The 20,983-nt window shown below is 58.7% G+C and carries 19 protein-coding genes; 16 read left to right on the top strand and 3 right to left on the bottom strand.

The window, feature by feature from the left end; translation table 11 throughout:
• Window positions 1-36: 36 nt before the first annotated feature.
• Complete coding sequence (locus HMPREF2820_RS06735; protein WP_070603460.1) at window positions 37-1,392, top strand: nickel-dependent hydrogenase large subunit; 1,356 nt, start codon at window positions 37-39, stop codon at window positions 1,390-1,392.
• A gap of 4 nt (window positions 1,393-1,396) precedes the next feature.
• Window positions 1,397-1,657 carry a HypC/HybG/HupF family hydrogenase formation chaperone gene (locus HMPREF2820_RS06730; protein WP_070603458.1) on the top strand — a complete coding sequence of 87 codons (261 nt, stop codon included), beginning with the start codon at window positions 1,397-1,399 and terminating at the stop codon, window positions 1,655-1,657.
• Here HMPREF2820_RS06730 and HMPREF2820_RS06725 read toward each other — a convergent pair.
• A complete protein-coding gene (locus HMPREF2820_RS06725) occupies window positions 1,654-3,240 on the bottom strand; it encodes an LCP family protein (protein ID WP_048731647.1) in 1,587 nt (528 codons plus the stop codon). The genes HMPREF2820_RS06730 and HMPREF2820_RS06725 overlap by 4 nt on opposite strands.
• A gap of 184 nt (window positions 3,241-3,424) precedes the next feature.
• Here HMPREF2820_RS06725 and rfbD point away from each other — a divergent pair, with 184 nt between their 5' ends.
• The 4 genes from rfbD (at window position 3,425) to HMPREF2820_RS06705 (ending at window position 7,222) form a co-directional block, all read left to right on the top strand.
• Window positions 3,425-4,399, top strand: coding sequence for a dTDP-4-dehydrorhamnose reductase (gene rfbD / locus HMPREF2820_RS06720; RefSeq protein ID WP_070603456.1), 975 nt, complete (start codon window positions 3,425-3,427; stop codon window positions 4,397-4,399).
• Window positions 4,400-4,410: 11 nt separating this feature from the next.
• Window positions 4,411-5,334: a glycosyltransferase family 2 protein gene (locus HMPREF2820_RS06715; protein ID WP_070438459.1), complete on the top strand. Its 924-nt coding sequence runs from the start codon at window positions 4,411-4,413 to the stop codon at window positions 5,332-5,334.
• A gap of 41 nt (window positions 5,335-5,375) precedes the next feature.
• On the top strand, window positions 5,376-6,533 hold the full coding sequence (locus HMPREF2820_RS06710) for a mannose-1-phosphate guanylyltransferase (RefSeq protein WP_048731655.1): 1,158 nt from the start codon (window positions 5,376-5,378) through the stop codon (window positions 6,531-6,533).
• Window positions 6,534-6,853: 320 nt separating this feature from the next.
• Complete coding sequence (locus tag HMPREF2820_RS06705) at window positions 6,854-7,222, top strand: WhiB family transcriptional regulator (RefSeq protein WP_005510060.1); 369 nt, start codon at window positions 6,854-6,856, stop codon at window positions 7,220-7,222.
• Window positions 7,223-7,595: 373 nt separating this feature from the next.
• On the opposite strand, the gene HMPREF2820_RS06700 is transcribed toward HMPREF2820_RS06705, so the two are convergent.
• Window positions 7,596-8,078 (bottom strand): metallopeptidase family protein, encoded by a 483-nt coding sequence (locus HMPREF2820_RS06700; RefSeq protein ID WP_070549737.1) that lies wholly within the window; start codon window positions 8,076-8,078, stop codon window positions 7,596-7,598.
• A 172-nt stretch (window positions 8,079-8,250) separates the two neighbouring features.
• Here HMPREF2820_RS06700 and HMPREF2820_RS06695 point away from each other — a divergent pair, with 172 nt between their 5' ends.
• From HMPREF2820_RS06695 to manA, 4 genes are all read left to right on the top strand, one after another.
• Window positions 8,251-8,658, top strand: coding sequence for a DUF3499 domain-containing protein (locus HMPREF2820_RS06695; RefSeq protein WP_070603454.1), 408 nt, complete (start codon window positions 8,251-8,253; stop codon window positions 8,656-8,658).
• A 116-nt stretch (window positions 8,659-8,774) separates the two neighbouring features.
• Window positions 8,775-10,154, top strand: a complete 1,380-nt coding sequence (locus HMPREF2820_RS06690) for a phosphomannomutase/phosphoglucomutase (protein ID WP_080985611.1) — start codon at window positions 8,775-8,777, stop codon at window positions 10,152-10,154.
• A gap of 38 nt (window positions 10,155-10,192) precedes the next feature.
• Window positions 10,193-11,209: a hypothetical protein gene (locus HMPREF2820_RS06685; RefSeq protein WP_070603451.1), complete on the top strand. Its 1,017-nt coding sequence runs from the start codon at window positions 10,193-10,195 to the stop codon at window positions 11,207-11,209.
• Window positions 11,210-11,295: 86 nt separating this feature from the next.
• Window positions 11,296-12,498: a mannose-6-phosphate isomerase, class I gene (manA, locus tag HMPREF2820_RS06680; protein ID WP_070603450.1), complete on the top strand. Its 1,203-nt coding sequence runs from the start codon at window positions 11,296-11,298 to the stop codon at window positions 12,496-12,498.
• A 2-nt stretch (window positions 12,499-12,500) separates the two neighbouring features.
• Here the strand turns inward: manA and HMPREF2820_RS06675 are convergent, their stop codons facing one another.
• Window positions 12,501-13,253, bottom strand: a complete 753-nt coding sequence (locus HMPREF2820_RS06675) for a hypothetical protein (RefSeq protein ID WP_016422202.1) — start codon at window positions 13,251-13,253, stop codon at window positions 12,501-12,503.
• Between the two features lie 349 nt (window positions 13,254-13,602).
• Between HMPREF2820_RS06675 and HMPREF2820_RS06670 the strand changes: the two genes are divergently transcribed.
• The 6 genes from HMPREF2820_RS06670 to HMPREF2820_RS06645 all read left to right on the top strand — a co-directional run bounded on the left by HMPREF2820_RS06670 (window position 13,603) and on the right by HMPREF2820_RS06645 (window position 20,497).
• Window positions 13,603-13,977 (top strand): DUF4259 domain-containing protein, encoded by a 375-nt coding sequence (locus tag HMPREF2820_RS06670; RefSeq protein ID WP_049191146.1) that lies wholly within the window; start codon window positions 13,603-13,605, stop codon window positions 13,975-13,977.
• A gap of 67 nt (window positions 13,978-14,044) precedes the next feature.
• The gene (gene ahcY, locus HMPREF2820_RS06665) at window positions 14,045-15,499 is read left to right on the top strand and encodes an adenosylhomocysteinase (RefSeq protein ID WP_016422204.1); all 1,455 of its coding nucleotides are present in this window, start codon (window positions 14,045-14,047) and stop codon (window positions 15,497-15,499) included.
• 45 nt (window positions 15,500-15,544) lie between these two features.
• A complete protein-coding gene (locus HMPREF2820_RS06660; RefSeq protein ID WP_042389188.1) occupies window positions 15,545-16,174 on the top strand; it encodes a dTMP kinase in 630 nt (209 codons plus the stop codon).
• Between the two features lie 54 nt (window positions 16,175-16,228).
• Entirely contained in the window at window positions 16,229-16,903 is a 675-nt protein-coding gene (gene mtrA, locus HMPREF2820_RS06655) for an MtrAB system response regulator MtrA (RefSeq protein ID WP_016422206.1), read from the top strand.
• A 78-nt stretch (window positions 16,904-16,981) separates the two neighbouring features.
• Window positions 16,982-18,655, top strand: coding sequence for an MtrAB system histidine kinase MtrB (mtrB, locus tag HMPREF2820_RS06650; protein WP_210387011.1), 1,674 nt, complete (start codon window positions 16,982-16,984; stop codon window positions 18,653-18,655).
• A complete protein-coding gene (locus HMPREF2820_RS06645; RefSeq protein WP_070603447.1) occupies window positions 18,656-20,497 on the top strand; it encodes an LpqB family beta-propeller domain-containing protein in 1,842 nt (613 codons plus the stop codon).
• The last annotated feature ends 486 nt before the right edge of the window (window positions 20,498-20,983 follow it).

Here is a 20,983-nt window from a genome sequence, read left to right as displayed (position 1 = left end):
GCGAAGCACTCAGCGCGAAGGAGGCGCAGGCGGACCATGTCATCCAAATCCGTTCCGGTTACCCAGCACATCCAGCTCGATGAGCTTGTTGACCCATTCGAGGCACGACTGGATGTCTATCGCGATGACAACGGCGCCATCACACAGGTGTCCTTCGACCTTTCAGGGCTGCCGCGTATCGACGGGATGCTCGTGGGCAAGCAGGCATTAGATGTGCCAGATATCACCAAGCGGCTGTGTGGCCTGTGCCCGGTTGTGCATCATCTTGCAGGTGTACGGGCGGTGGAGGACCTCTACAGGATTTCCGACATTCCCCGAACCGCACAGTTGATTCGAGAGCTGCTGGCGGCCGGGTCGACCTTGGATAATCTAGCGACCAAGTTTGTGGCCGTCGACCGCGAGGGGGCGCGGACAATGAAGCGTGCCGGAAAAGCTCTGATGCGTGCAGCGGGGGCACCGTCGCATTTCCCAGATGTCGCCGTCCCCGGCGGTGTGCGCGCGGCAGTGGATAAGACGCTTGTTTCTGAGGCCGAAAGTGCTCTGGAGGCGCTGGCTGAGACGGCGGTAATCAAGGAAGTGGAGCTTCTTGCCGCCCCCGATGCTTCTGATGCTTGGACGGATACTTTTGACGGTCTCGACGTCGCAGTCGTCGACGCTGACGGTGAACTTGCTCCGCTGGGAAATTACCTGGCAGTCGCGCGGCACGACACCGATACCGCAGCGCAGATTTTCCCGGCTGCTGATTGGCCTACACGTGTTTGGGAATCCCGTCCGGGCGATGCCGCTCCCAGACCGGTGTTTGATGCCTCGAAGGAGCTGGGCAAGGATGGCTGTGAAGGTCAGCGGGCAGATTTCTACCGGGTGGGGCCGGTCTCCAGGCAGGTTGTCGTCGATAAGCGTGGAATCAGCCCACGCGACGCCCAACGCCAGCTTCTCGCCGACACCGTGGCCTGGGCGAAGCGGGTGCTTGCCGACGGGGAGCTGCTCGGCGACCATGTGTGCAATCCGAATGCTGCGACGGCGATTGAGAATGCTGACTTTGAAGAACCTCGCAGCGGTGTCGGGATGATTGACGGGCCACGTGGGCTGTTAGTGCATCGTTATACGGCAGGAGCTGACGGCATCATTACGGATTGTCAGATTATGACACCGACTGCGCAGAATGAACCCTGGCTGACGCGTATGCTTACCGAGCAGCTGTGCGGTGGCGGGGAGACTGCGGGGGTCGAGAAGTCCATCTGGGCCGCTGATCCGTGCCTACCGTGTAGTTCGGCACCTGCGGGAGTGATGACATTCACGATGCAGGAACATGCCGGTGCACCTGCGGACAATATAACAACGGATAGCCCTGGTTCGGCGGACGCCCCGACTGTAGTGGAGAGGACGAAGTAACACGATGTGTCTTGGAATTCCTGCCCGGGTTTTGGCAATCGCCGATGGTCCATTGCCGATGGCGACGGTGGATATGGCGGGGCAGAAGCGGCAATGCTCGGCAATGTACGTGCCTGAGCTGGTGGCAGGTGATTGGGTGTTCGTCCAGAACGGGTTCATCATGAACGTGCTGGACGAACAGGAGGCCAAGGAGTCCTTGGCCGCAATTGAGGAATATAACCTCATCGAACATGTCGCTGAGGTCTCCCCGAAGGGACGGGCCTAGTTCACGCAGGTCACGCCGGCGGCGTCGATAGCGGGGCGATCTTCCTGCGGAATTGCCCCGCCTTCCTGGCCGATGACATCGCCATTGGAACCATCTTCGACTTCAGGCGCGGGTTCGGCACCGTCGCCCGAATCAGCGGCCATTCCCTCTGATGTCAATCCCGGGCCTTCGTAGTCACCGGCAATTGTCACTGAGATGTGGTGCGGATCGAGGTATGGATCGTGGACAATCGGTACGCCACCGAGTGCCTCAGAGATGGCCTGCGCTGCCGGATCCTCTGGGTCAGCCGCATTGATCTGGCTGGAGGCAACGCCGGCGAACTCAGCGTTGCCGACCTCGCCCTGGGTGTAGCCCTTTTCCGTTAAGAAACCTGAGACGCCGCTGGCCAAACCTTCAATGCCTGTGGCGTTGTAAACGCTGACCGTAGTTTCAGCCGCGTTGGGGTCAGCCTTCTTTTCGTCTTCTTCCTTCGCCGGAGCTTTTTCTTCCTTGGTGCCCAGCAGGGTCTCGAAGTACTTGTGAACCTGGCCCTTATCGATTGTGACCACCGACTCGCCATAGTCACCGACACCGTCAATCGAGGTCACCGGGATAGTTTCAAACTTCACGTTGCCACCACTGAGGCCCTGCATCTGGGTGGCAAATCCGGTGACATCCCAGTTGTCGTCGAGCACCACCGAACGCTGGACGGCGTTGCCCAGTTCAGACAGCTTCGCGGGATTAGACAGCGTGCCAGCGCCGAGCAGCTTATTGGTGAACGAGGCCATGAAGACCTGCTGGCGAGTAATTCGGTCGAGGTCACCGCGGGGCAGACCATGGCGCTGGCGGACGAATGAGAGCGCGTCGGCGCCCTTCAATGTCTGTGAGCCCGCTGGGAAATCTGCACCCGAGAACTCGTCGTAGACAGCCTCATTCAGACATACATCGACACCACCAATGGCATCGGTGAGCAGGACGAAGCCGAGCAGGCCAACTTCTGCGTAGTGGTCAACAGTGATACCGCTGAGATCGCTAATGGTTTCAATTAGAGCTCTACGTCCGGCCTCGGTCGAGCGACGCTCAATGTCTTCCGGCGAGGCGCCGCTTCCTGCGAGTTCCTCTTCGACCATCTGCTTTGTGTTGCCGTAGACACCATTAATCTTTGTGTTGCCTAGGCGATTGGTGTGGACATAGGTATCGCGCGGAATGGAAATTGCCGTCGCTGAAGAACCATCGGCAGGAACACGAATCACAATAATCGTGTCTGTATTCGTGGCTTCTTCGTCGCCGGCACGCAGAAGCTCAACTTCTTCCGGAGTCAGGGGGTTGCCCTGGGCATCGGTGCGAGAGTCGGAGCCGACGAGCAGAATATCGGTTGCACCGTCCTTCTCACTGCCCAGACCGAAGTCGCCACCCGAACCCAAGTTGTCGGTGGTTCTACCAAGTGTCCACCAGCCAACTGCGGAAATAACCAGGATAATGGCTGAGAGCAGCACAAGCGCATTGCGTAGCATCGGCGGCCAAGCTTGGGCTGTACTCTCTGCAGAGGACGGTGGCGCTTGAATATCGCGTGCGTGACGCGCGCGTGGCGTGTGGCTGCTCAAACCGGGGCTCCTCTTAAACCGTTTTTCGAAAATATAATTTGTGCTGCATGTCTGCGTGGGCATTCCACACATCGTGGAGCGCAGTAAGCAGCTGCGGAAACTACATAAACCTTAACCGTCCAACCGTGTGCGGTTACACCTCAACACAGTGTCAATCGTATCTACGATAGTGATAAAGAAGAATATGTCTGAAATTTCAGTCTCGCATTTCGCCACTCCTGGACCAACCCACAGCAACTCGCGGCGTCCCATTGTCGCCATAACTGGCGCGGCGGGACAGCTGGGTACTGCGCTTCAGTGTGATTCTTTCGCCGCCGATGTTGAGGTGCTCGCTCTTACGCGGGCACAGTTGGATATCACTGATTCGGCTGCTGTGGAGGCAACGCCTCTGCTTGACGACGTCGACATCATCATTAACGCGGCAGCGGCGACCGATGTCGATGGCGCAGAATCCGATCCCGGTTCGGCGCACCTTATCAATGCACTTGGACCGAAGTACTTGGCGGCTCGGGCGAAAAAAGAAGGCGCGTATCTCATTCACATCTCCACCGACTATGTCTTCGGTGATGTAGCAGTCGATGAGATGACGGGGCAGCGCCGAGCGCTGCGAGTTGATGATTTCACCGCGCCTCGGACTATGTATGGACGTACCAAGTTAGTGGGGGAGAATAATGTGCGTGATTCGGGTGCGCGTTTCGCTATTTTGCGCACGGCGTGGGTCTGGTCGGGGCCCACACAGCCGGAGGCCAAGGACTTCGTTTCCACGATGATGCGTCTGGCAGAGACGGCGACTGACGACAAAGGCAATCCGGCAATTATTAAGGTCGTTGACGATCAGCACGGAAACCCCACATTTGTCGGTGATCTCGCCGGAGCTGTCTGGGAGTTGTCCGAACGTGTGTTGTCCGAACCGAGCAGCGCACCGACCGGCACCTTCCATGTCACGGGCAGCGGTGAGGCGACATGGTTCGAAGTGGCTCGCGAAGTGTTTCGGCTCACCGGTCACGATCCGCAGCGTGTGGCGGCTTGTACCAGCAGTGAGTTCCCACGTCCGGCCCCGCGGCCGGCCTGGTCCGTGTTGGATGGTTCGGCATGGAGTGAGGTAGGTCTACATGCGCTTCCGGAGTGGCAGGACACTTTGCGTGCTGTCCTGACCTAGGGTCTAGGTTTGTGAATGCAACCTCGAATTCCCCGCAACCCTCGCAGCTTCCGCTCGGTGTGGTCACCGTGACCTTTTCGCCCGGTGAGCACCTGAGCAAGCTGGTGGATTCGCTGGGCCCCGCCGCCAGTGCCTCCACGCGTCTGATTATGGCCGACAACGGCTCGACGGATGGTTCCGTGGAGAAGGAAGAAGCTCGGGCCAAGGAGACCGGAGCGGATGTTCAGCTTCTGCGTACCGGCGGCAACATTGGCTATGGCGCGGCCGCCAACCGTGGCATTGCGGAGCTGGGGCGGGCTCGCCGTGCTGGTGAAATCAATCCTGATTACGTCATGCTGGTCAACCCTGACGTGGTGTTTGCCCCTGGCGCAATCGATGTTCTGTTGGAATGCGCGCAGCGCAACCCCAAAGCTGGAGCGATTGGTCCGCTGATTCGCGAGGCGGATGGCAGCGTGTACCCGTCGGCACGCGCGGTTCCTAAACTTGTCAGCGGTATCGGACACGCGCTGCTTGCCGATATCTGGCCTACTAACCCTTTCTCACGTCACTACCGGGATGACACGGATATGGATCGTGAGCGATCGGCGGGATGGTTGTCGGGCGCATGCCTGCTGCTGCGGTGGGATGCGTTCGACCAGATTGATGGCTTTGATACCCGCTACTTCATGTACATGGAGGACGTGGATTTGGGTGACCGACTGGGCAAGGCCGGTTGGAGCAATGTTTTCTGTCCCCGTGCAGAGATACGTCACGCGCAGGGACATTCTGCCAGTAAGCACCCGGAAATTACCGTAAAGGCCCATCACGAGTCGGCATACCGTTTTATGTCAGATCGCCTGCCGGGGCCGGCGCTGGCACCTGTGCGACTGGCATTGCGTTTGGGGCTGTTCCTGCGTGGCAAAGTCATAATCGCGGTCAAAAAGCGTAGGAATTAATTAACTGTTGGAATGATCCATCGAAGAAAGTTACCGATTTCATGACTACCGAAGTTCGTCCGAGTGCTGGGCATGGCTCCGCCTTCCAGCCGGGAGCGGATGCTGCACAGCAGGCGGGAGCCACGTTGGCTGAACAGACTGACGCTGTCATTCTGGTCGGCGGGCAAGGTACGCGTTTGCGTCCCCTTACCGTGAATACGCCGAAGCCGATGCTGCCCACGGCAGGGCATCCATTCCTGGAGCATCTGCTTGGCCGCATTCGTGCAGCAGGTATGAAGCACGTGGTATTGGGCACCTCCTACCGAGCTGAAGTATTTGAAGAACACTTCGGCGACGGTTCGGATTTGGGTCTCGAAATTGAATACGTCTTTGAGGCTGAGCCGTTGGGAACCGGTGGCGGTATCCGAAACGTCCTAGACAAGCTGCGCTATGACACCGCAATGATTTTCAATGGCGATGTCCTCGGCGGTACCGACTTGCGCGCGGTGTTGGGCACCCACGCGGAGAAGGATGCGGACGTTACGATGCACCTCGTCCGTGTGCCGGATCCACGCGCGTTCGGCTGTGTTCCGACCGATGAGGATGGGCGCGTCCTGGAGTTCCTGGAGAAGACCCAGGATCCGCCGACCGATCAGATTAATGCCGGTATCTACGTGTTCCGCCGCGAGATTATCGAGTCGATTCCGGCTGGTCGCCCCATCAGCGTTGAACGTGAAATCTTCCCAGCGCTGCTTGACCGCGGTATGAACGTCTACGGTCACGTTGATTACGCCTACTGGCGTGACATGGGGACTCCGGGTGACTTCGTCCGCGGCTCCTCCGATTTGGTCCGCGGTATCGCGCCGTCACCACTCCTAGAGGGTAAGCACGGCGAAGCGCTTGTCGACGAATCTGCGTCGGTCGGTGGCGGTGCTCTTCTCTACGGTGGCTCTGTTGTCGGCCGTGGGGCGGAGATTGGTGCGGGAGCTCGGATTGATCAATCGGTGATCTTCGACGGCGCACGCATCGGTGCCGGTGCTGTGATCGAGCGCTCTGTGATTGCCGATGGCGCCGATATCGGCCCGCGAACGGTCATCAGTGATGCCATTATCGGCGAGGGTGCCGTCGTTGGTGCGCGCTGTGAATTGATTAACGGTATCCGCGTGTGGCCGGGCGTCCAGATCCCCGATCACGGAGTACGTTTTTCGACGGATGTCTAGTCTGCAGCCTTCGGCGTGTCAGACTTTTGTCGGCAATATCTGATTAGAGTTGCCGAAGTGTCGTCAAAGTTGCTGGTGAGAGGCATGTGGCGAATGTGATTGAGTTCAGGTGGCAGGTTTAGGGTTCGGGCGCCATCCTTCAACCTGAACTTAATCCCCAACGCGGGGGGAGGGGCTTCAGGGGCAATGAAAAGTATTGGGGCAAATTCTCTATTCGGCTTGACCGATGGTGGGTTACACGTGTGTAATCACAAATGTGTGTTTCGCACACTAAGCCCAATTTAAAGACCCGCAGCAACAACCATCAGGAGGCCCTCGGCATGGAAAAGTCCAGCATGTTTGATGGCGGCTCTGCTGTGGATAGTGAGACGAATGCGGGTGACATCGCTGTGAATGATAGCTCCTCTGAAAACCAGCCTCGGCCGTTGACAGAGTGGGCAGATGACCTTTCGGGGTTGTTTGAAGCCGTCGATCAGGACTGGCAGGAGCAAGCTCTGTGTGCCCAGACCGATCCAGAAGCTTTCTTCCCTGAGAAGGGTGGATCCACTCGCGAAGCAAAGCGTATTTGTCGTGCTTGTGGTGTGCGAGATGAATGCCTGGAGTTTGCTCTCGAGCATGATGAGCGCTTCGGCATTTGGGGTGGCCTCTCTGAGCGTGAGCGCCGCCGTTTGAAGCGGCAGATTGGCTAGGGCAGCCGGGTCTGTATTTTATCCTTCGCTCGACCTCGCAGTTTCCCCTTGGGTAATACCCTGGGGGATTTTTCGTTGAACGAGTTTTTCTCCGCCCTCTAGGGCTAATAGACAAAAGTATGTCCGCTCAGCATGTCGCCGGGTGGACCCTTTTACCGCTTAGCCCTCAATCCGAGTTACTGACTGCGTTTATGACAAAAATGACCCAAAAAAATGGCCTGAAAGTGTCATAAACTCACACAGTTTCACATTTGCAGCCCGTATTCACGCGTGCAGCCGGTAATTTATGGGGCCTGACCAGTTACTATCTTGAGAATCACACACTGTTTGTCTATTAACCCGGTCTCTAGGGAGCTCCTTAGAAGAAAGCTTTCTACAGGAAGTTCTCGTCGAAACTAGGGTCCACCTCAACCGGATCAATGCCCAGATATACCGCCACCAGGCGGGTCAGTACATATTGCAGCATCTGGTCGAGTTCCACTCGGCCCGAGACACGGCGCTCAATGGGGCGGCGGAACACTACTACGCAGGGGCGGGTGGGGTTGCCTACGCGGTCAATGCCAGCGGGGATAAGCCGTCCCAGCGGTACAGGTCCGTCAGCGACAATCTCTTCCGGGAAGTACATGTCCGGGCGTAACTGCATGCGAGGAATCGTATCGATGGCGATGTCCAGGTGTGACAGTTGTCGGGACCAGCGCTGATCCAATGGGGCGTAGGCGTCAATAACCGCCTGGTCAAAAGCTTCCGAACGGCTCTTCCAGCGGGGTACCTCTGGTGGCAACAGAGGTCCCCGAGGTCCGCGACCGCGTCGCAGTGAGCGTCGCAAAGAGCGCGGAGTATAAGCCGATGAATTCATATTTGTTGAGCTTAATCGGTCGGATCGTCAACGTGGGTGAGGCCAGCTTCCGGCCATGTCGCAGGTTTACTGGGTAAGGCTGGGGTGCCCCGGGGGAGCGTCGGAAAGCGAAAAACGCCCGAGTGGGAGAAAAACTATCGAAACTTAAAGTTAGGGTCTAGACTTTGATGCCGTGAGTGTTTTTAGACGTTGTTGCCGGCCCGGCTGTGGCAAACCTGCCGTAGCTACGTTGACGTATGCCTACGCGGAGTCGACGGCTGTGGTGGGTCCGCTCGCCGCCGCGTCCGAACCGCATAGCTGGGATCTCTGTGAGAAGCACGCGCGTTCCATCACCGCACCGCTGGGTTGGGAGCTCGTGCGTTACGACGTGCCGACGCCCGCCCAGGACGATGATGATTTGACCGCACTGGCCGAAGCCGTCCGTGAAGCTGGCCGCAACGCGACTGGCCTGGTGCTGCGGGATGAGGTCGACAACCGTCCGCAGACCTACAAGATTGATTCCAGTCGTCACCCGTCGACGCGGAAATCCGTGCGCGGTCACCTGCATGTAGTTCGCGATCCGGAGGATTCGGACGACTAACGGGCCGGGCGCCGTGCCCCAGCTCATGCCATCTTTCCGCGGCATTTCTTTGTGAGAGCCTCTCTGTGGCTAGTATCATTTTTCACAAAACTGATACTTACCCAGAGAGGTTTTTCGTGGGCACTTACAATCGTTCCGATTTGGATGCTGTCATCAAGGCCTATGACGTGCGCGGTGTTGTCGGTGAGGGCATCGACGCGGACCTTGTCGGAGCCATCGGCGCCGCCTTCGGACACATCATGCGTTCAGAGGGCGCAACACGTGCCGTAGTTGGCCACGATATGCGTGAGTCCTCACCGGAGTTGGCGGCTAGTTTCGCCGACGGCGCGGCTGCACAGGGGCTCAACGTCACCCTGCTCGGCCTGACCTCTACGGACGAGCTGTATTTCGCCTCCGGAGTAAAGGAATGCCCGGGCGCGATGTTCACTGCCAGCCACAACCCAGCTGAATACAACGGCATCAAGATGTGCCGTTCGCTCGCCCGCCCGATCGGGCAGGAGACAGGGCTTGCTCAGATTAAGGATCTGCTTGTCGACGGAATCCCGGAGTACACCGGCACTCCGGGCGAAATTGATCACGAGGATGTTCTGCAGGATTACGCGGCGTTCCTCCATGGGCTGGTCGACATCCGCTCTGGCCGTCGCCTGAAGATCGCAGTCGATGCCGGTAACGGTATGGGAGGACTGACAGTCCCGGCAGTGCTCGGGGAAGACATGGATGTTGCTGACCTCTACTTTGAGCTCGACGGCAACTTCCCGAATCATGAGGCCAACCCATTGGAGCCCGCCAACCTCGTTGACCTGCAGAAGTTCACGGTGGAGCAGGGCGCAGACATCGGTATTGCCTTCGATGGCGACGCTGACCGCTGCTTCGTCGTCGATGAGAAGGGTAACCCGGTCAGCCCATCGGCCATCTGTGCGTTGGTGGCCACCCGCTACCTGGAGCAGAACCCGGGCGCGGCTATCATCCATAACCTGATCACCTCACACGTCGTGCCGGAGATGATTGTGGAAAACGGCGGAACCCCGGTTCGTACCCGTGTTGGGCACTCCTTTATTAAGGCGCAAATGGCCGAGCACAGTGCTGTTTTTGGTGGCGAGCATTCGGCACACTACTACTTCAAGGAATTCTTCAACGCTGACTCCGGCATGCTCGCCGCCATGCACGTCCTGGCTGCACTGGCAGAGCAGGACAAGCCACTGAGCGAATTCATGGCCGAGTACAACCGCTACGAGGCCTCCGGCGAGATTAATTCCCGCCTGGGCAGCGCAGAGGAGCAGCAGGCAAAGCAGAAGGAAATCGAGACTGCCTTTGCCGATCGCACCGAGTCCTCGGACTGGATGGATGGCCTGACCATTGAGCTGGCGGATTCCAAGGCGTGGTTCAACGTCCGGGCCTCCAATACGGAGCCGCTGCTGCGTCTGAACGTCGAGGCGCCGACGCGTGCTGAGGTCGATGCTCTTGTCGACGAAGTTCTCGGCATCATCCGCGGTTAATCAACCCCACACGCCCGTTTTCAGGCATGCTTGGGAGTATGACCTCGTCATTCGACTCCTCCCATAACCCGCGCCAAGAGGCCCTGTTCTACCGTATGGCCACTGCCGGCGCAGGTCTCAGAGCTGCTGCCTCCGCGACTCGCGGGGGAGCGTTTGCTCAACTTCCACTGCCGCGCAGCGCGGTCATCCTCGTGGGAAATCGTCGGGCGCAGCTCGCCGCCGAATCCGTGCGCGCGCTTGCCGACGACATCCGCTGCCCGGTCGTAATTGCGCATCAGTTGCCCAGTTATGTCGGCGCCCTCGACTTGGTCATCGTCTGTGATGACAACCCCGGCAGCCCACTGGGTGCAGCTCTGGCTGAAGCTGATAGGCGAGGAGCAGCCACAATCGTGGTGGATCCCGGTGAAGGGCCATTGCGTGCCGCCGGTAGTCCCGATACGGTTGTGGTTCCGCGCCCGGCGATGGCGGAGTCCGCGTCCTTTACCGCCTATGTCGGTGTCATCGCCAGCGTGCTCACCGAATGTGGTGCCACCGCTCTGGCTCCGGCCGGGGTAGTCGAGGAAGTCGCCGATGTGGTGGACGCCGATATTGCGGCTTGTGCTCCGCAGCGAGATGAAACAGTTAACCCCGCGCGGCAGGTAGCGCAGTGGTTGGCAGGCCGCAGAATGCTTGCAGTGTCGACGACCTCGGCGCTGGCGCCGGTAGCGGAGCTGGCATCGTTACAGATGCTCGAGGCAGGCGTGGTCTCGGCAGCGTCGTCGATAAGCGAATTGTCTCTTAGCGTGGGCGCATTGCTCGCTGCAGAACCCCAGGAAAGCCGAGATATTTTCTATGACCCGTTCATAGATGGTGGGGATGAAGGGGCGACAGTGCTACCGTTGGGGGCGATTGTTTTAGCTGCGCCGAACAATGTGGGCCACTACCGGGACCACTACGGCGAGGCTGGATGGGCTCGTGTGGAGTGCCCTGCGCTTGATGCGGAGACTCATCATCCACTGGTTGAAGTATGTGTTACTGCAGCCAGAGTTGGTGCGATTGCGGCGTTTTCTGCGTAATCGCCGGGTGTCACCGAAGGCTTTTGGGGCTTCGGTGAGATTGGCGTGCTTGCGCCAGTAGTGACTATTAGAGGAGTGATACGGGCATGGAGCTGTTGGACCCCGTGCTGCAGTCGTACCCCTGGGGGTCTCGTACACATTTGGCGAGAATCACCGGTGCGGACGCTCCCACATCGAAGCCCTGGGCGGAACTGTGGTTTGGTGCGCATGCACTGGCATCGGCCACAGTGGCCGGCACGCCGTTGGATGAGCTCATTGCGCAGGATCCGGCGGCTGCGCTCGGATGCGCAATTGACACCGACAACGGCAGGCTGCCGTTCCTGTTGAAACTGCTCGCAGCCGATGAGCCGCTGTCGCTGCAGGCACACCCCACCTTGGCAGAAGCTCAGGAGGGATTTGCACGCGAAAATGCGGAGGGCATTCCGGCCACTGCACATTTCCGCAATTACCGGGACAATAACCACAAGCCAGAACTCATTGTCGCCCTGACTACCTTCGACGCGTTGGCCGGATTCCGCCCGGTGGAGCGCACGAAGGAGCTGCTCGCAGCGCTGGCGGTACCGGAGCTCGACCACTACATGGGACTGCTCGATGCCGCCGATGACGAGAGCGCTCTGCGGGCATTGTTTACAACGTGGTTGACGTTGCCCCAGGATGTCCTCGATGAGCTGGTCGAAGCCGTGGCTGCTAAGTGCGCGGATTACAGTGGCGAGGACGAGGAGTTCTCGCGAGTAGCCGAGACTACCTGCGAACTGGCTCGAAAGTATCCGGGGGACCCGGGAGTTCTGGGGTCGATGCTGCTTAATCGCCTTCGCTTACAGCCGGGCGAAGCCATCTACCTTGGTGCGGGACAGTTGCACGCTTACCTCAATGGCATGGGCGTGGAAATCATGGCCAACTCCGACAACGTGTTGCGCGGAGGCCTGACCTCTAAGCATGTCGATGTCGTGGAGCTACTACGCGTGCTCTCTTTCCGCCCGCTGCCAGATCCGGTGCTGCAGTCGCGGCTGACCGATGATGGCTGGAATGACTATGACGCGCCGGTGCGCGAGTTCCGCCTTCGTTCGCGGGACCTGGAGCCGGGCGAACATGTTCTGCTCGACGAAAAATCCGCCACGGTTGTGTTGTCTACCGCGGGCACGGTGGCGTTGCGTCACGACGACTCCGTGGTTGAGGTTCCCAGTGGCCATGCGGCCTGGGTTCCGGCTGTTGACGCAGTCGATATTGAGTTGACTGCGCGCCAAGGCGGGGCAACCGTCTTTGTCGCGACCGTCCCGCGGGTGGGTTAGTCCTAGTCGTTATCGAAGAGATTTCCCAGGAATCCGGAGTCCTTCGGCTTTTCCGGGATTGGGGAAATCTTGCTATTGATAGCCCCATTGCCGCCAGTGGTGTCCTTCTCCTTCGAAGGGGCCTGGTTGTTCGGCGGTGTCGGCACCTTCGGGGACGTCGGCTCGTTCGAAGGAGTTTTCTGAGGAGTCTCGGACGGAGTTGTGGTTTGCGTACCCGACTGGGACTCCGCCTGCGATGAAGGCGGCTTCGGCTCAGCTGCTGCGTCACCGTCGCCTTCCGGAAGACTGTCGTTCGGCTTTTCCGAGTTATCTTCCGGTAGCAGTGGCACCGGCTTGCTGGGCGTCGGCGAAGAAACGTCGTCAGACGTGGGCTCTGTGGTCTCCGTGGTCGTCGGAGGTGTTGATGTGGTCGACGTCGGAGTTGTCGTACTAGAGCTTGTGGAAGTCGGCGGGATATACGCCTGCGGTGGCAGGTACGGATCCTCTACAATCTCGCTGCTCGATGGCGTGGTCGGACGAGGTACCAGACTGCCAGTCGTCTCAGTCAGCGAGGAATCCGAATTCGATTCAGTGCTCTGCTGCAGCTCGGCATCACTAGGAACTGGAGGCAGCGGAGCAGAGGTCTCCATTTTCGACTGAGAGCCGGCGTTTTCCGGGTTCGCCCCCTCGGCAGCATTGCTATCGGAGCAGCCAACGAGCGAAACGCTCAGGGGAAGGGCTGCGAGCAGAAGAGCTCCAAAAGCCTTCTTCACCATGGTAGGTACTCCTTTCGTGTCATGCGTGAGGTCGCCCTGTAACGAAAAAGATAACAGTTACATTACGAGGTCTGGGAACTAACTTAACATGCCCGTTATCTTCTCTCTAGGGTGAAAATTGTGTTGAGGGGATTAAATAAGTCTCTCGCACTGTAAAAGTGGCGAAAAGTCGGGTAGAACTTCGGTAAGGCCACATGCGGTTTTCCGGCTAGCGGCGCGTGCAGACGACAGCTATTAGGTCGGCGGCCAGATTACCGTGGGCTCGTCGAAAAGCGCTCTTCGGAAAGCGCTCGTCGAAGACGAAAACTGGCAATTGGTTCGAAGCGCGAAAGGAGCGTGGCCACCTATCATGTCCATCTGGGAGACTGAGGTTTTTGGAAGCGATTCGGTCATTGAACTCTTCGATGAGGTTCAGGATCTCGACTCACAGGATCGCGTTGGTGCATTGATTGATGCTGGCCGCATTGGGGTGGATTCCGAAAGTAGCGATGAGAAGGCCTGCGCACTCGCGGCGGCTGTGATTATTGCAATTTGGAATGGTGCGCCATTTAGCGGCGGTGACATTGTGGAGGACTACAGCTTCATCCGGGAGGGAATCTCGGAGGCACACGGCAGCGAGGAGGATGCGTTGGCTATCGCCTCCGAGGTGTTCGATAGTCTTCTGGGGGAACTCAGTGAGTCTGACCAGGCGGCGCTGGAAAACTGTGTCGAAGCGGTAGAGTAATTCTCGCGTCCCCAGTAGTGATTCTTTAAGAAGAATCTCACGTCAAAGAATCTAGAGAAAGCGTTACATGTCCTCGAAGAACATTGATTTCAAGGTTGCAGACCTCTCCCTGGCTGAGGCCGGTCGTCACCAGATTCGTCTGGCCGAGCACGAGATGCCAGGCCTGATGGCCCTGCGCGAAGAGTATGCAGAGCAGCAGCCACTGGCCGGTGCCCGTATTTCCGGCTCCATTCACATGACGGTTCAAACCGCGGTGCTCATCGAGACCTTGACGGCGCTGGGCGCAGAGGTTCGCTGGGCTTCCTGCAACATCTTCTCCACCCAGGATGAGGCCGCTGCGGCTGTCGTCGTTGGGCGAGACGGCACTCCGGAGGACCCGCAGGGTGTTCCGGTTTTCGCTTGGAAGGGCGAGACGCTGGAGGAGTACTGGTGGTGCCTCGACCGCATCTTCGACTGGGGCGATGAAGATGCCAACATGATTCTGGACGACGGCGGCGACGCCACCATGGCTGTTATTAAGGGCATGGAATTCGAGGATGCTGGCCTGGTGCCGCCAGCAGAAGAGTCGGATTCGGACGAGTTTATTGCCTTCAAGGACATGCTTCGCGCCAGCCTGGAGAAGGATGCCGGCCGTTGGCACCGAATTGCAAAGTCGGTCAAGGGTGTCACAGAGGAGACCACCACTGGTGTCCACCGCCTCTACCACTTCGCAGAGCAGGGCGTGCTGCCATTCCCGGCCATGAACGTCAACGATGCGGTCACCAAGTCCAAGTTCGATAACAAGTACGGCACCCGCCACAGCCTTCTGGACGGCATCAACCGCGGTACCGACATGCTGGTTGGCGGCAAGAATGTGCTGGTTTGCGGTTACGGCGATGTGGGAAAGGGCTGCGCGGAGGCGCTGGCGGGTCAGGGCGCTCGCGTTCAGGTCACCGAGGCCGACCCGATTAACGCATTGCAGGCATTGATGGACGGTTTCGACGTCGTCGCTACTGAGAGCGTCATCGCAGATGTCGACATTGTCATCACCGCCACAGGCAACAAGGACGTCATCACTTTCGAGCACATGCAGCAGATGAAGAACCACGCGCTGCTGGGCAACATCGGCCACTTCGACAACGAGATCGACATGCATAGCCTGCACCACCGCGATGATGTCCGTCGTGTGGAGATCAAGCCGCAGGTCACCGAGTACATCTTCCCGCATGCTGACGGCGAGGAACGCTCTCTGATTGTGCTTTCCGAGGGGCGCCTGCTCAACCTGGGTAATGCCACCGGACACCCGTCCTTCGTAATGTCGACCTCCTTCGCCGACCAGACAATCGCGCAGATTGAGCTCTACTGCAACGGTGATAAGTACGACAACACTGTCCACCGTCTGCCGAAGATTCTGGATGAGAAGGTCGCTCGCATTCACGTCGAGGCACTCGGCGGTGAGCTCACCCGACTGTCCAAGGAACAGGCCGAATACATCGGCGTTGACGTCGAGGGCCCGTATAAGCCAGAGCACTACCGCTACTAGTTCTAGCCAAGGCTAGGCCGCAGCCATGTGTGCGAGGAGAAGAATTTGATTATCGCAGTCGAAGGAATCGACGGTGCTGGCAAGAACACGCTTGTCACAGCTGTTACCAATCAACTCCGAAGTCAAGGACACTCCGTTTCTTCGATGACCTTTCCGGCGTACCGGCAGACAATCTTCGCTGATTTCGCCGATCAAGCCTTGCACGGTCAGCTCGGCGACACCGCGGACTCCGCTTGGGCAATGGCACTCCTGTTCGCTCTGGACCGCAAAGAACGTCGTCAAGCGATTGTTGATGCAGCGCACGAGAACGATGTTCTGATTATCGACCGCTACGTCGCGTCCAACGCGGCCTACTCCCTGGCTCGCACACAGAATCCGGCGATCGTCGAGTGGATTGAGAAGACCGAATTCGAGGATTTCCAGCTTCCGCTTCCCGACGTTCAGGTCTGTCTGGCCACGTCGGTGGGAGTGGCAGCCGACCGCGCACGCAAGCGGGAAGCCTCTGATGTGCAGCGAACTAGGGATGCCTACGAAAAGGACTCGGGTTTGCAGGAGCGCACACTAGCGGCGTACCAAAAGTTCGCGGAGGGCTCGTGGCAGTCACCATGGCTGATGCTTACGGGGGACGATGGGGCGGACCGCCTTGTGGAATGGATCAGTGCACGCCTGCGCTAGCCACCTCAACGGGAAACTACAGAACTAGATAGCTTTACGTTTAGAATATGACGCATGAGCTCAAAAATCCTGGTTGTTGATGATGATCCGGCCATCGCCGAAATGCTCACGATGGTGATGGAGCGCGAGGGCTTCGACACAGTAGTAGTCGACGATGGCCTCGAAGCTGTCAAGGCAGCAGAGCGGGAGAATCCAGATTTGATTCTGCTGGATCTCATGTTGCCGGGCATGAGTGGTGTCGATGTCTGTCGCACTGTGCGAGAGACATCGGCGGTGCCGATCATCATGTTGACTGCGAAGACCGACACAGTCGATGTGGTCCTCGGCCTGGAATCCGGTGCGGATGACTATGTCACGAAGCCCTTTAAGCCGAAGGAGCTCGTGGCGCGCGTGCGCGCTCGGCTGCGTCGTCAAGAGGACAGCCCGAGCGAGACCCTCGAGGTCGGCGACTTGACCATCGACGTGCCCGGTCACGCCGTGTTCCGTGATGGCAAGGAGATTTCTCTGACCCCGTTGGAGTTTGACCTATTGCACACTCTTGCATCCCGTCCGAAGCAGGTCTTTTCCCGTGATGAGTTGTTGGAAAAGGTCTGGGGATATCAGCACACCTCGGATACTCGACTCGTCAACGTTCACGTTCAGCGTCTGCGCTCGAAGATCGAACTGGATCCGGAAAACCCGCAGATTGTGCTGACCGTCCGCGGTGTCGGGTACAAGACGGGTGACTAAACAAGGCCAGTCAGCTTTAGTGGGAGCCGATTCTTGCGTCGATTAATAACGAAGCTTCGAGACTTCACCAATAGGGGAGTGACCTGGGCGGTTACGCTCTGGCGCACGTCTATCCAAGCGCGCATTCTGACCTCCGTGGTGGTACTGAGCGCGATGGTGATTGCGGTACTCGGTTTCGCGTTGGCGACTATTGTTACCCAGCGGCTTATCGACGCAAAGGTTACCGCTGCCGACGAGGAAATTGACCGTGCTCGCGCAGTGGTGGAGCGGGCGATTGAGAACTCTTCGTCCAACGAGCTGCAAGCTCTGCTCAACGTGGGACGCGATGCTCTTGTGAACCGTGCAGCCGGTTCCGGTGCTGCACCACTGACAAGTTATGAACCACTGCTCGTGGCGCCGGTGCCGCGAGGCACGGTGTTGGCTTCATCGCCGATTAAGGCCGATGTTCCAGAGCGATTGCATGAAGTAGTCCGACAAGGGCAAATTGCGTATCAGGTACGCCAAGTCACTGATAACCGCGGCGACACATACTCGGCGTTAATTATCGGTAGTCCCACTTCTACTTCGGTTGATGGGCTCGAGCTCTATCTGGTCACCTCTATGGCTGCAGAGGAATCGACTATTAAGTTGGTTCGTGGTCTGCTCGCAGGTGCGACAGTAATCATCATGGCGCTTCTCGGCGGTATTACTTGGTTCTTCTCCAATCAGGTGACGACACCAGTGCGTTCCGCCGCCCAGATTGCCCAGCGCTTTGCCGACGGTCACTTGCGCGAACGCATGGTCGTGCAGGGTGAAGATGACATGGCGCGACTGGCCATGAGTTTTAACAAGATGGCCGAATCGCTGTCGACGCAGATTAGACAGCTGGAGGAATACGGCAGTCTGCAGCGACAGTTCACCTCCGATGTTTCGCATGAGTTGAGGACACCTCTGACCACGGTGCGTATGGCCGCTGATCTTATTGCGGACGGCGCTGAGGACCTCGATCCGGCGACTCGCCGCGCAGCTGAGCTGATGAATGAGGAGCTTGAGCGTTTTGAGATGCTTCTCAATGACCTGCTTGAGATCTCACGCCACGATGCCGGCGTTGCAGACCTATCCGCAGAAAAGGTCGATGTTCGTCGCTGCGTGGATGCTGCCTATCAGCAGGTAACGGTCGTGGCTAAGGAGACCGGTACGCCCATCCGCTTCCATCTGCCCGATGAACCGGTAATGGCGACAGTCGACTCGCGTCGTATCGAGCGCGTGCTACGCAATCTTATGGCCAACGCTGTTGACCACAGTGAGGGCAATCCGGTGGATGTCACCGTGCGGGCGAGCGATTCCGCGGTTTCGTTTACGGTCGTTGACCACGGTGTGGGGCTAAAGCCGGAGCAGCAGGAACTGGTGTTTAACCGTTTCTGGCGTGCTGACCCCTCGCGTGTCCGACGCACCGGCGGTACGGGACTTGGCTTGGCGATCGCACGCGAGGACGCACAATTGCACGGTGGGGAACTAGAGGCATTTGGCGTGCCGACGGTCGGTAGCTGTTTCCGTCTGACTGTGCCGCTGGAGCCCGATGCGAGCTTCGGCGAGCATCCGCTCGGACTGGAAGTTCCCCCGCTGCCCGATCAGATTCCGCACCAGCGGGAAATTGGTGCACGGGAGTTGGAATCGGAATCGAATGCACCGCAAGCCAAGAGCCAGGATCAGGGTAAGGGGCAGAGGGCTAGCGATAGCGAATCCCAACAGGCACGAGAGGAGGATAGTTAAATGACGGCGCAGCAACAGTCAAAGGCTCGTCGCGTCCTGCGTAAGACAGTGGCGCTTAGCTCGGTGATCATTTTGGGCACGGCCGCAGGATGTACCACCATTCCGCGGAACACCAGCCCCCAGGTGCTGCGTCCGTTTGAGCCGCCCCAGGTTCGTATTGAAGTTCCGCAGCCACGTCCGAATGTCAATGCAGACATTGTCCTGCGCGACTTTTTCGCCGCGGCCGCGCATCCGGTTGATGATTTTCAAGCTATGCGTGCCTTCATGACCCCGGAACTTGCGGCCAGTTGGAAACCGCAAGATAGTGCCCGCATTCTCGACGGTGTCAACCTCATCGCTCAGCGGGAAGATGGAGGATCGCGACAGTCCTTCGTTGCCCGAGGTCGCAGCGTTGGTCAATTTGGTACTGATGGTGCTTATGAGCCCCAGTCCGGTGACTATGAGGAAACCGTGGAGATGAAGCTCGGTTCGGATGGACAGTGGCGCATTTCCTCGCTGCCCGACGGTGTTGTCATGGAGCGTCAGGTATTCCTGGAAAACAATGTGCCTCGCAATGTCTATTTCCTCGACCCGGCGGGTAATCATTTGGTCACAGATCGTCGTTGGCTCTATCGTGGCGTCACCGATGGCGCGACCAATCTGTTGACAAAGCTGAAGAACGGACCATCAGCACCGCTGCGACCGGGCGTCACTACCGTGCTCAAGCCCAATGCCTCGATTGCGGTAGAAGCAGGACCTGTGTCCAACGCGGACGGTCGCAGGGTCGAAATCACCGGGTTGGGTGATGTTTCCGAGGAACTGCGTGTCATGCTCGCGGCGCAGATTATCTGGACTCTCGATTCGGCAGATTTCCGTGGTCCGTGGATTCTCATGGCCGACGGCGAACCACTGGTTGCCAGCCACGACGAGCCGTGGACGAAGGACACTGACGCAATCCAGCTCTACGACCCGAATCATCTACCGGCTGATAACGCACCGTTGCGGACGGTCGACCGCAGCGGTATCTACGAGATTGCTGACGGCCACGCTACACCTGTGGGGCGCGGCTGGACCGCCAGCGGCAGCACTGCGGTGTTTTCCGCGGCAGTGGGCGTCAACCCCAATGGCAGCGAGCTTATTGCCGCTGTGTTCCGCTCGGCCGTGGATGGTCGTGCCGGTTCGTATGACCTCGGTGAGTCCACATTGATGCTCGGCGGAATTCAAGATCAGCCGGTTCCTGTGCTGACTGGCGAGAGTCTCACCCGTCCGACATGGTCTCCAGACGCCGAGGCGGTCTGGACAGTGAAGGACGGTACAACCGTCGTACGCCTGGTTCGGCAGTCGACGTCATCTCGGATTCAGCAGGAGGAGGTTGATACCTCTGAGCTCAATCACCTTCTTGACGGCGGCGAAGGCACGGGGCGCCCGAGCGCCGGTATTTCTGAATTCCGCGTCGATTCTTCAGGCACGCAGGTAGCGATGATTATCGCTGGTGAAGTCTATATCGCCACCATCGAAAGGCATGACGATAAACCGTGGAAGTTGACGCATCCGCGCGCTCTGCCGCTACCTGAAAACGTCTCCCCGGTGTCGCTGACGTGGTCGCCGAATCAAACGGTCACGGTGGGTGGTTACAGCGGAGACACTCCGATGTGGAGTGCCTTCCCGGACGGTGCGACTAGCTCCGTTCTGCCGAAGCTCAACCTGACACCGCCAATTCCTGTAGTTACCGCGACCTCGTCGAAGCGTTACGCATTGGATGCCACCGGTGTCATGGAGCTGATCTCCAGCGAGGGGCAGCAGCAGTTCTGGCGCCAGGTTCCGGGTGCGCGCGGTCGAATGGCTCCGGTGTCTGTGGAATAAGCGCAAATCGGGGAGGGGATTAATGGCGCAGGGGAGGTCATCGCAGGAATTTCTGCGCGTGCTTTACGACGTTACCCGCGATGCAATCGGCCTCGTGATACCGGAAACCTGTCCGGTGTGCGGCTGCTCCGGGGCGCTGTGTCGCGATTGCAAGGACGATCTTCAGCAACCTCCAGTGCGGTTTTCACCGCGGGCTTCGTTACGCGCAGCAGCGTGGACCTGCGGTCCGTACTCGGGTGCGAGGAGACATCTCATTTTGTCGGCCAAAGAACGGGGCAGTGGTGAAGCTAGACGAATCATGGGGGCCGTGTTCGCCGCTGCGGTACGAAGGCTGGCCTCTGATGGCCATATAATGCCCCCGGAAATTACCCCCGTCATTTTGATTCCCGCGCCGACAAGATCGTCATCCCGTCGACAACGGGGTGGGGACCCGGTAACAATTGCCTGCGACTTTGCTTGCAGTCAGCTCCCCTCCAGTTCGGTATT

It is taken from the genome of Corynebacterium sp. HMSC064E08, from assembly GCF_001811805.1.
GTDB lineage: Bacteria > Actinomycetota > Actinomycetes > Mycobacteriales > Mycobacteriaceae > Corynebacterium > Corynebacterium jeikeium_D.
This window is presented reverse-complemented; position numbering and strand designations above follow the sequence as displayed.

Bases quoted from the DNA above. Each gene is read 5' to 3' on its own strand.
- HMPREF2820_RS06675 (WP_016422202.1), bottom strand. From the start codon at position 13,253: ATGGTGAAGAAGGCTTTTGGAGCTCTTCTGCTCGCAGCCCTTCCCCTG.
- manA (WP_070603450.1), top strand. From the start codon at position 11,296: ATGGAGCTGTTGGACCCCGTGCTGCAGTCGTACCCCTGGGGGTCTCGT.
- mtrA (WP_016422206.1), top strand. From the start codon at position 16,229: ATGAGCTCAAAAATCCTGGTTGTTGATGATGATCCGGCCATCGCCGAA.
- HMPREF2820_RS06685 (WP_070603451.1), top strand. From the start codon at position 10,193: ATGACCTCGTCATTCGACTCCTCCCATAACCCGCGCCAAGAGGCCCTG.
- HMPREF2820_RS06705 (WP_005510060.1), top strand. From the start codon at position 6,854: ATGGAAAAGTCCAGCATGTTTGATGGCGGCTCTGCTGTGGATAGTGAG.
- ahcY (WP_016422204.1), top strand. From the start codon at position 14,045: ATGTCCTCGAAGAACATTGATTTCAAGGTTGCAGACCTCTCCCTGGCT.
- HMPREF2820_RS06700 (WP_070549737.1), bottom strand. From the start codon at position 8,078: ATGAATTCATCGGCTTATACTCCGCGCTCTTTGCGACGCTCACTGCGA.
- HMPREF2820_RS06735 (WP_070603460.1), top strand. From the start codon at position 37: ATGTCATCCAAATCCGTTCCGGTTACCCAGCACATCCAGCTCGATGAG.
- HMPREF2820_RS06670 (WP_049191146.1), top strand. From the start codon at position 13,603: ATGTCCATCTGGGAGACTGAGGTTTTTGGAAGCGATTCGGTCATTGAA.
- rfbD (WP_070603456.1), top strand. From the start codon at position 3,425: ATGTCTGAAATTTCAGTCTCGCATTTCGCCACTCCTGGACCAACCCAC.
- HMPREF2820_RS06710 (WP_048731655.1), top strand. From the start codon at position 5,376: ATGACTACCGAAGTTCGTCCGAGTGCTGGGCATGGCTCCGCCTTCCAG.
- HMPREF2820_RS06730 (WP_070603458.1), top strand. From the start codon at position 1,397: ATGTGTCTTGGAATTCCTGCCCGGGTTTTGGCAATCGCCGATGGTCCA.
- HMPREF2820_RS06645 (WP_070603447.1), top strand. From the start codon at position 18,656: ATGACGGCGCAGCAACAGTCAAAGGCTCGTCGCGTCCTGCGTAAGACA.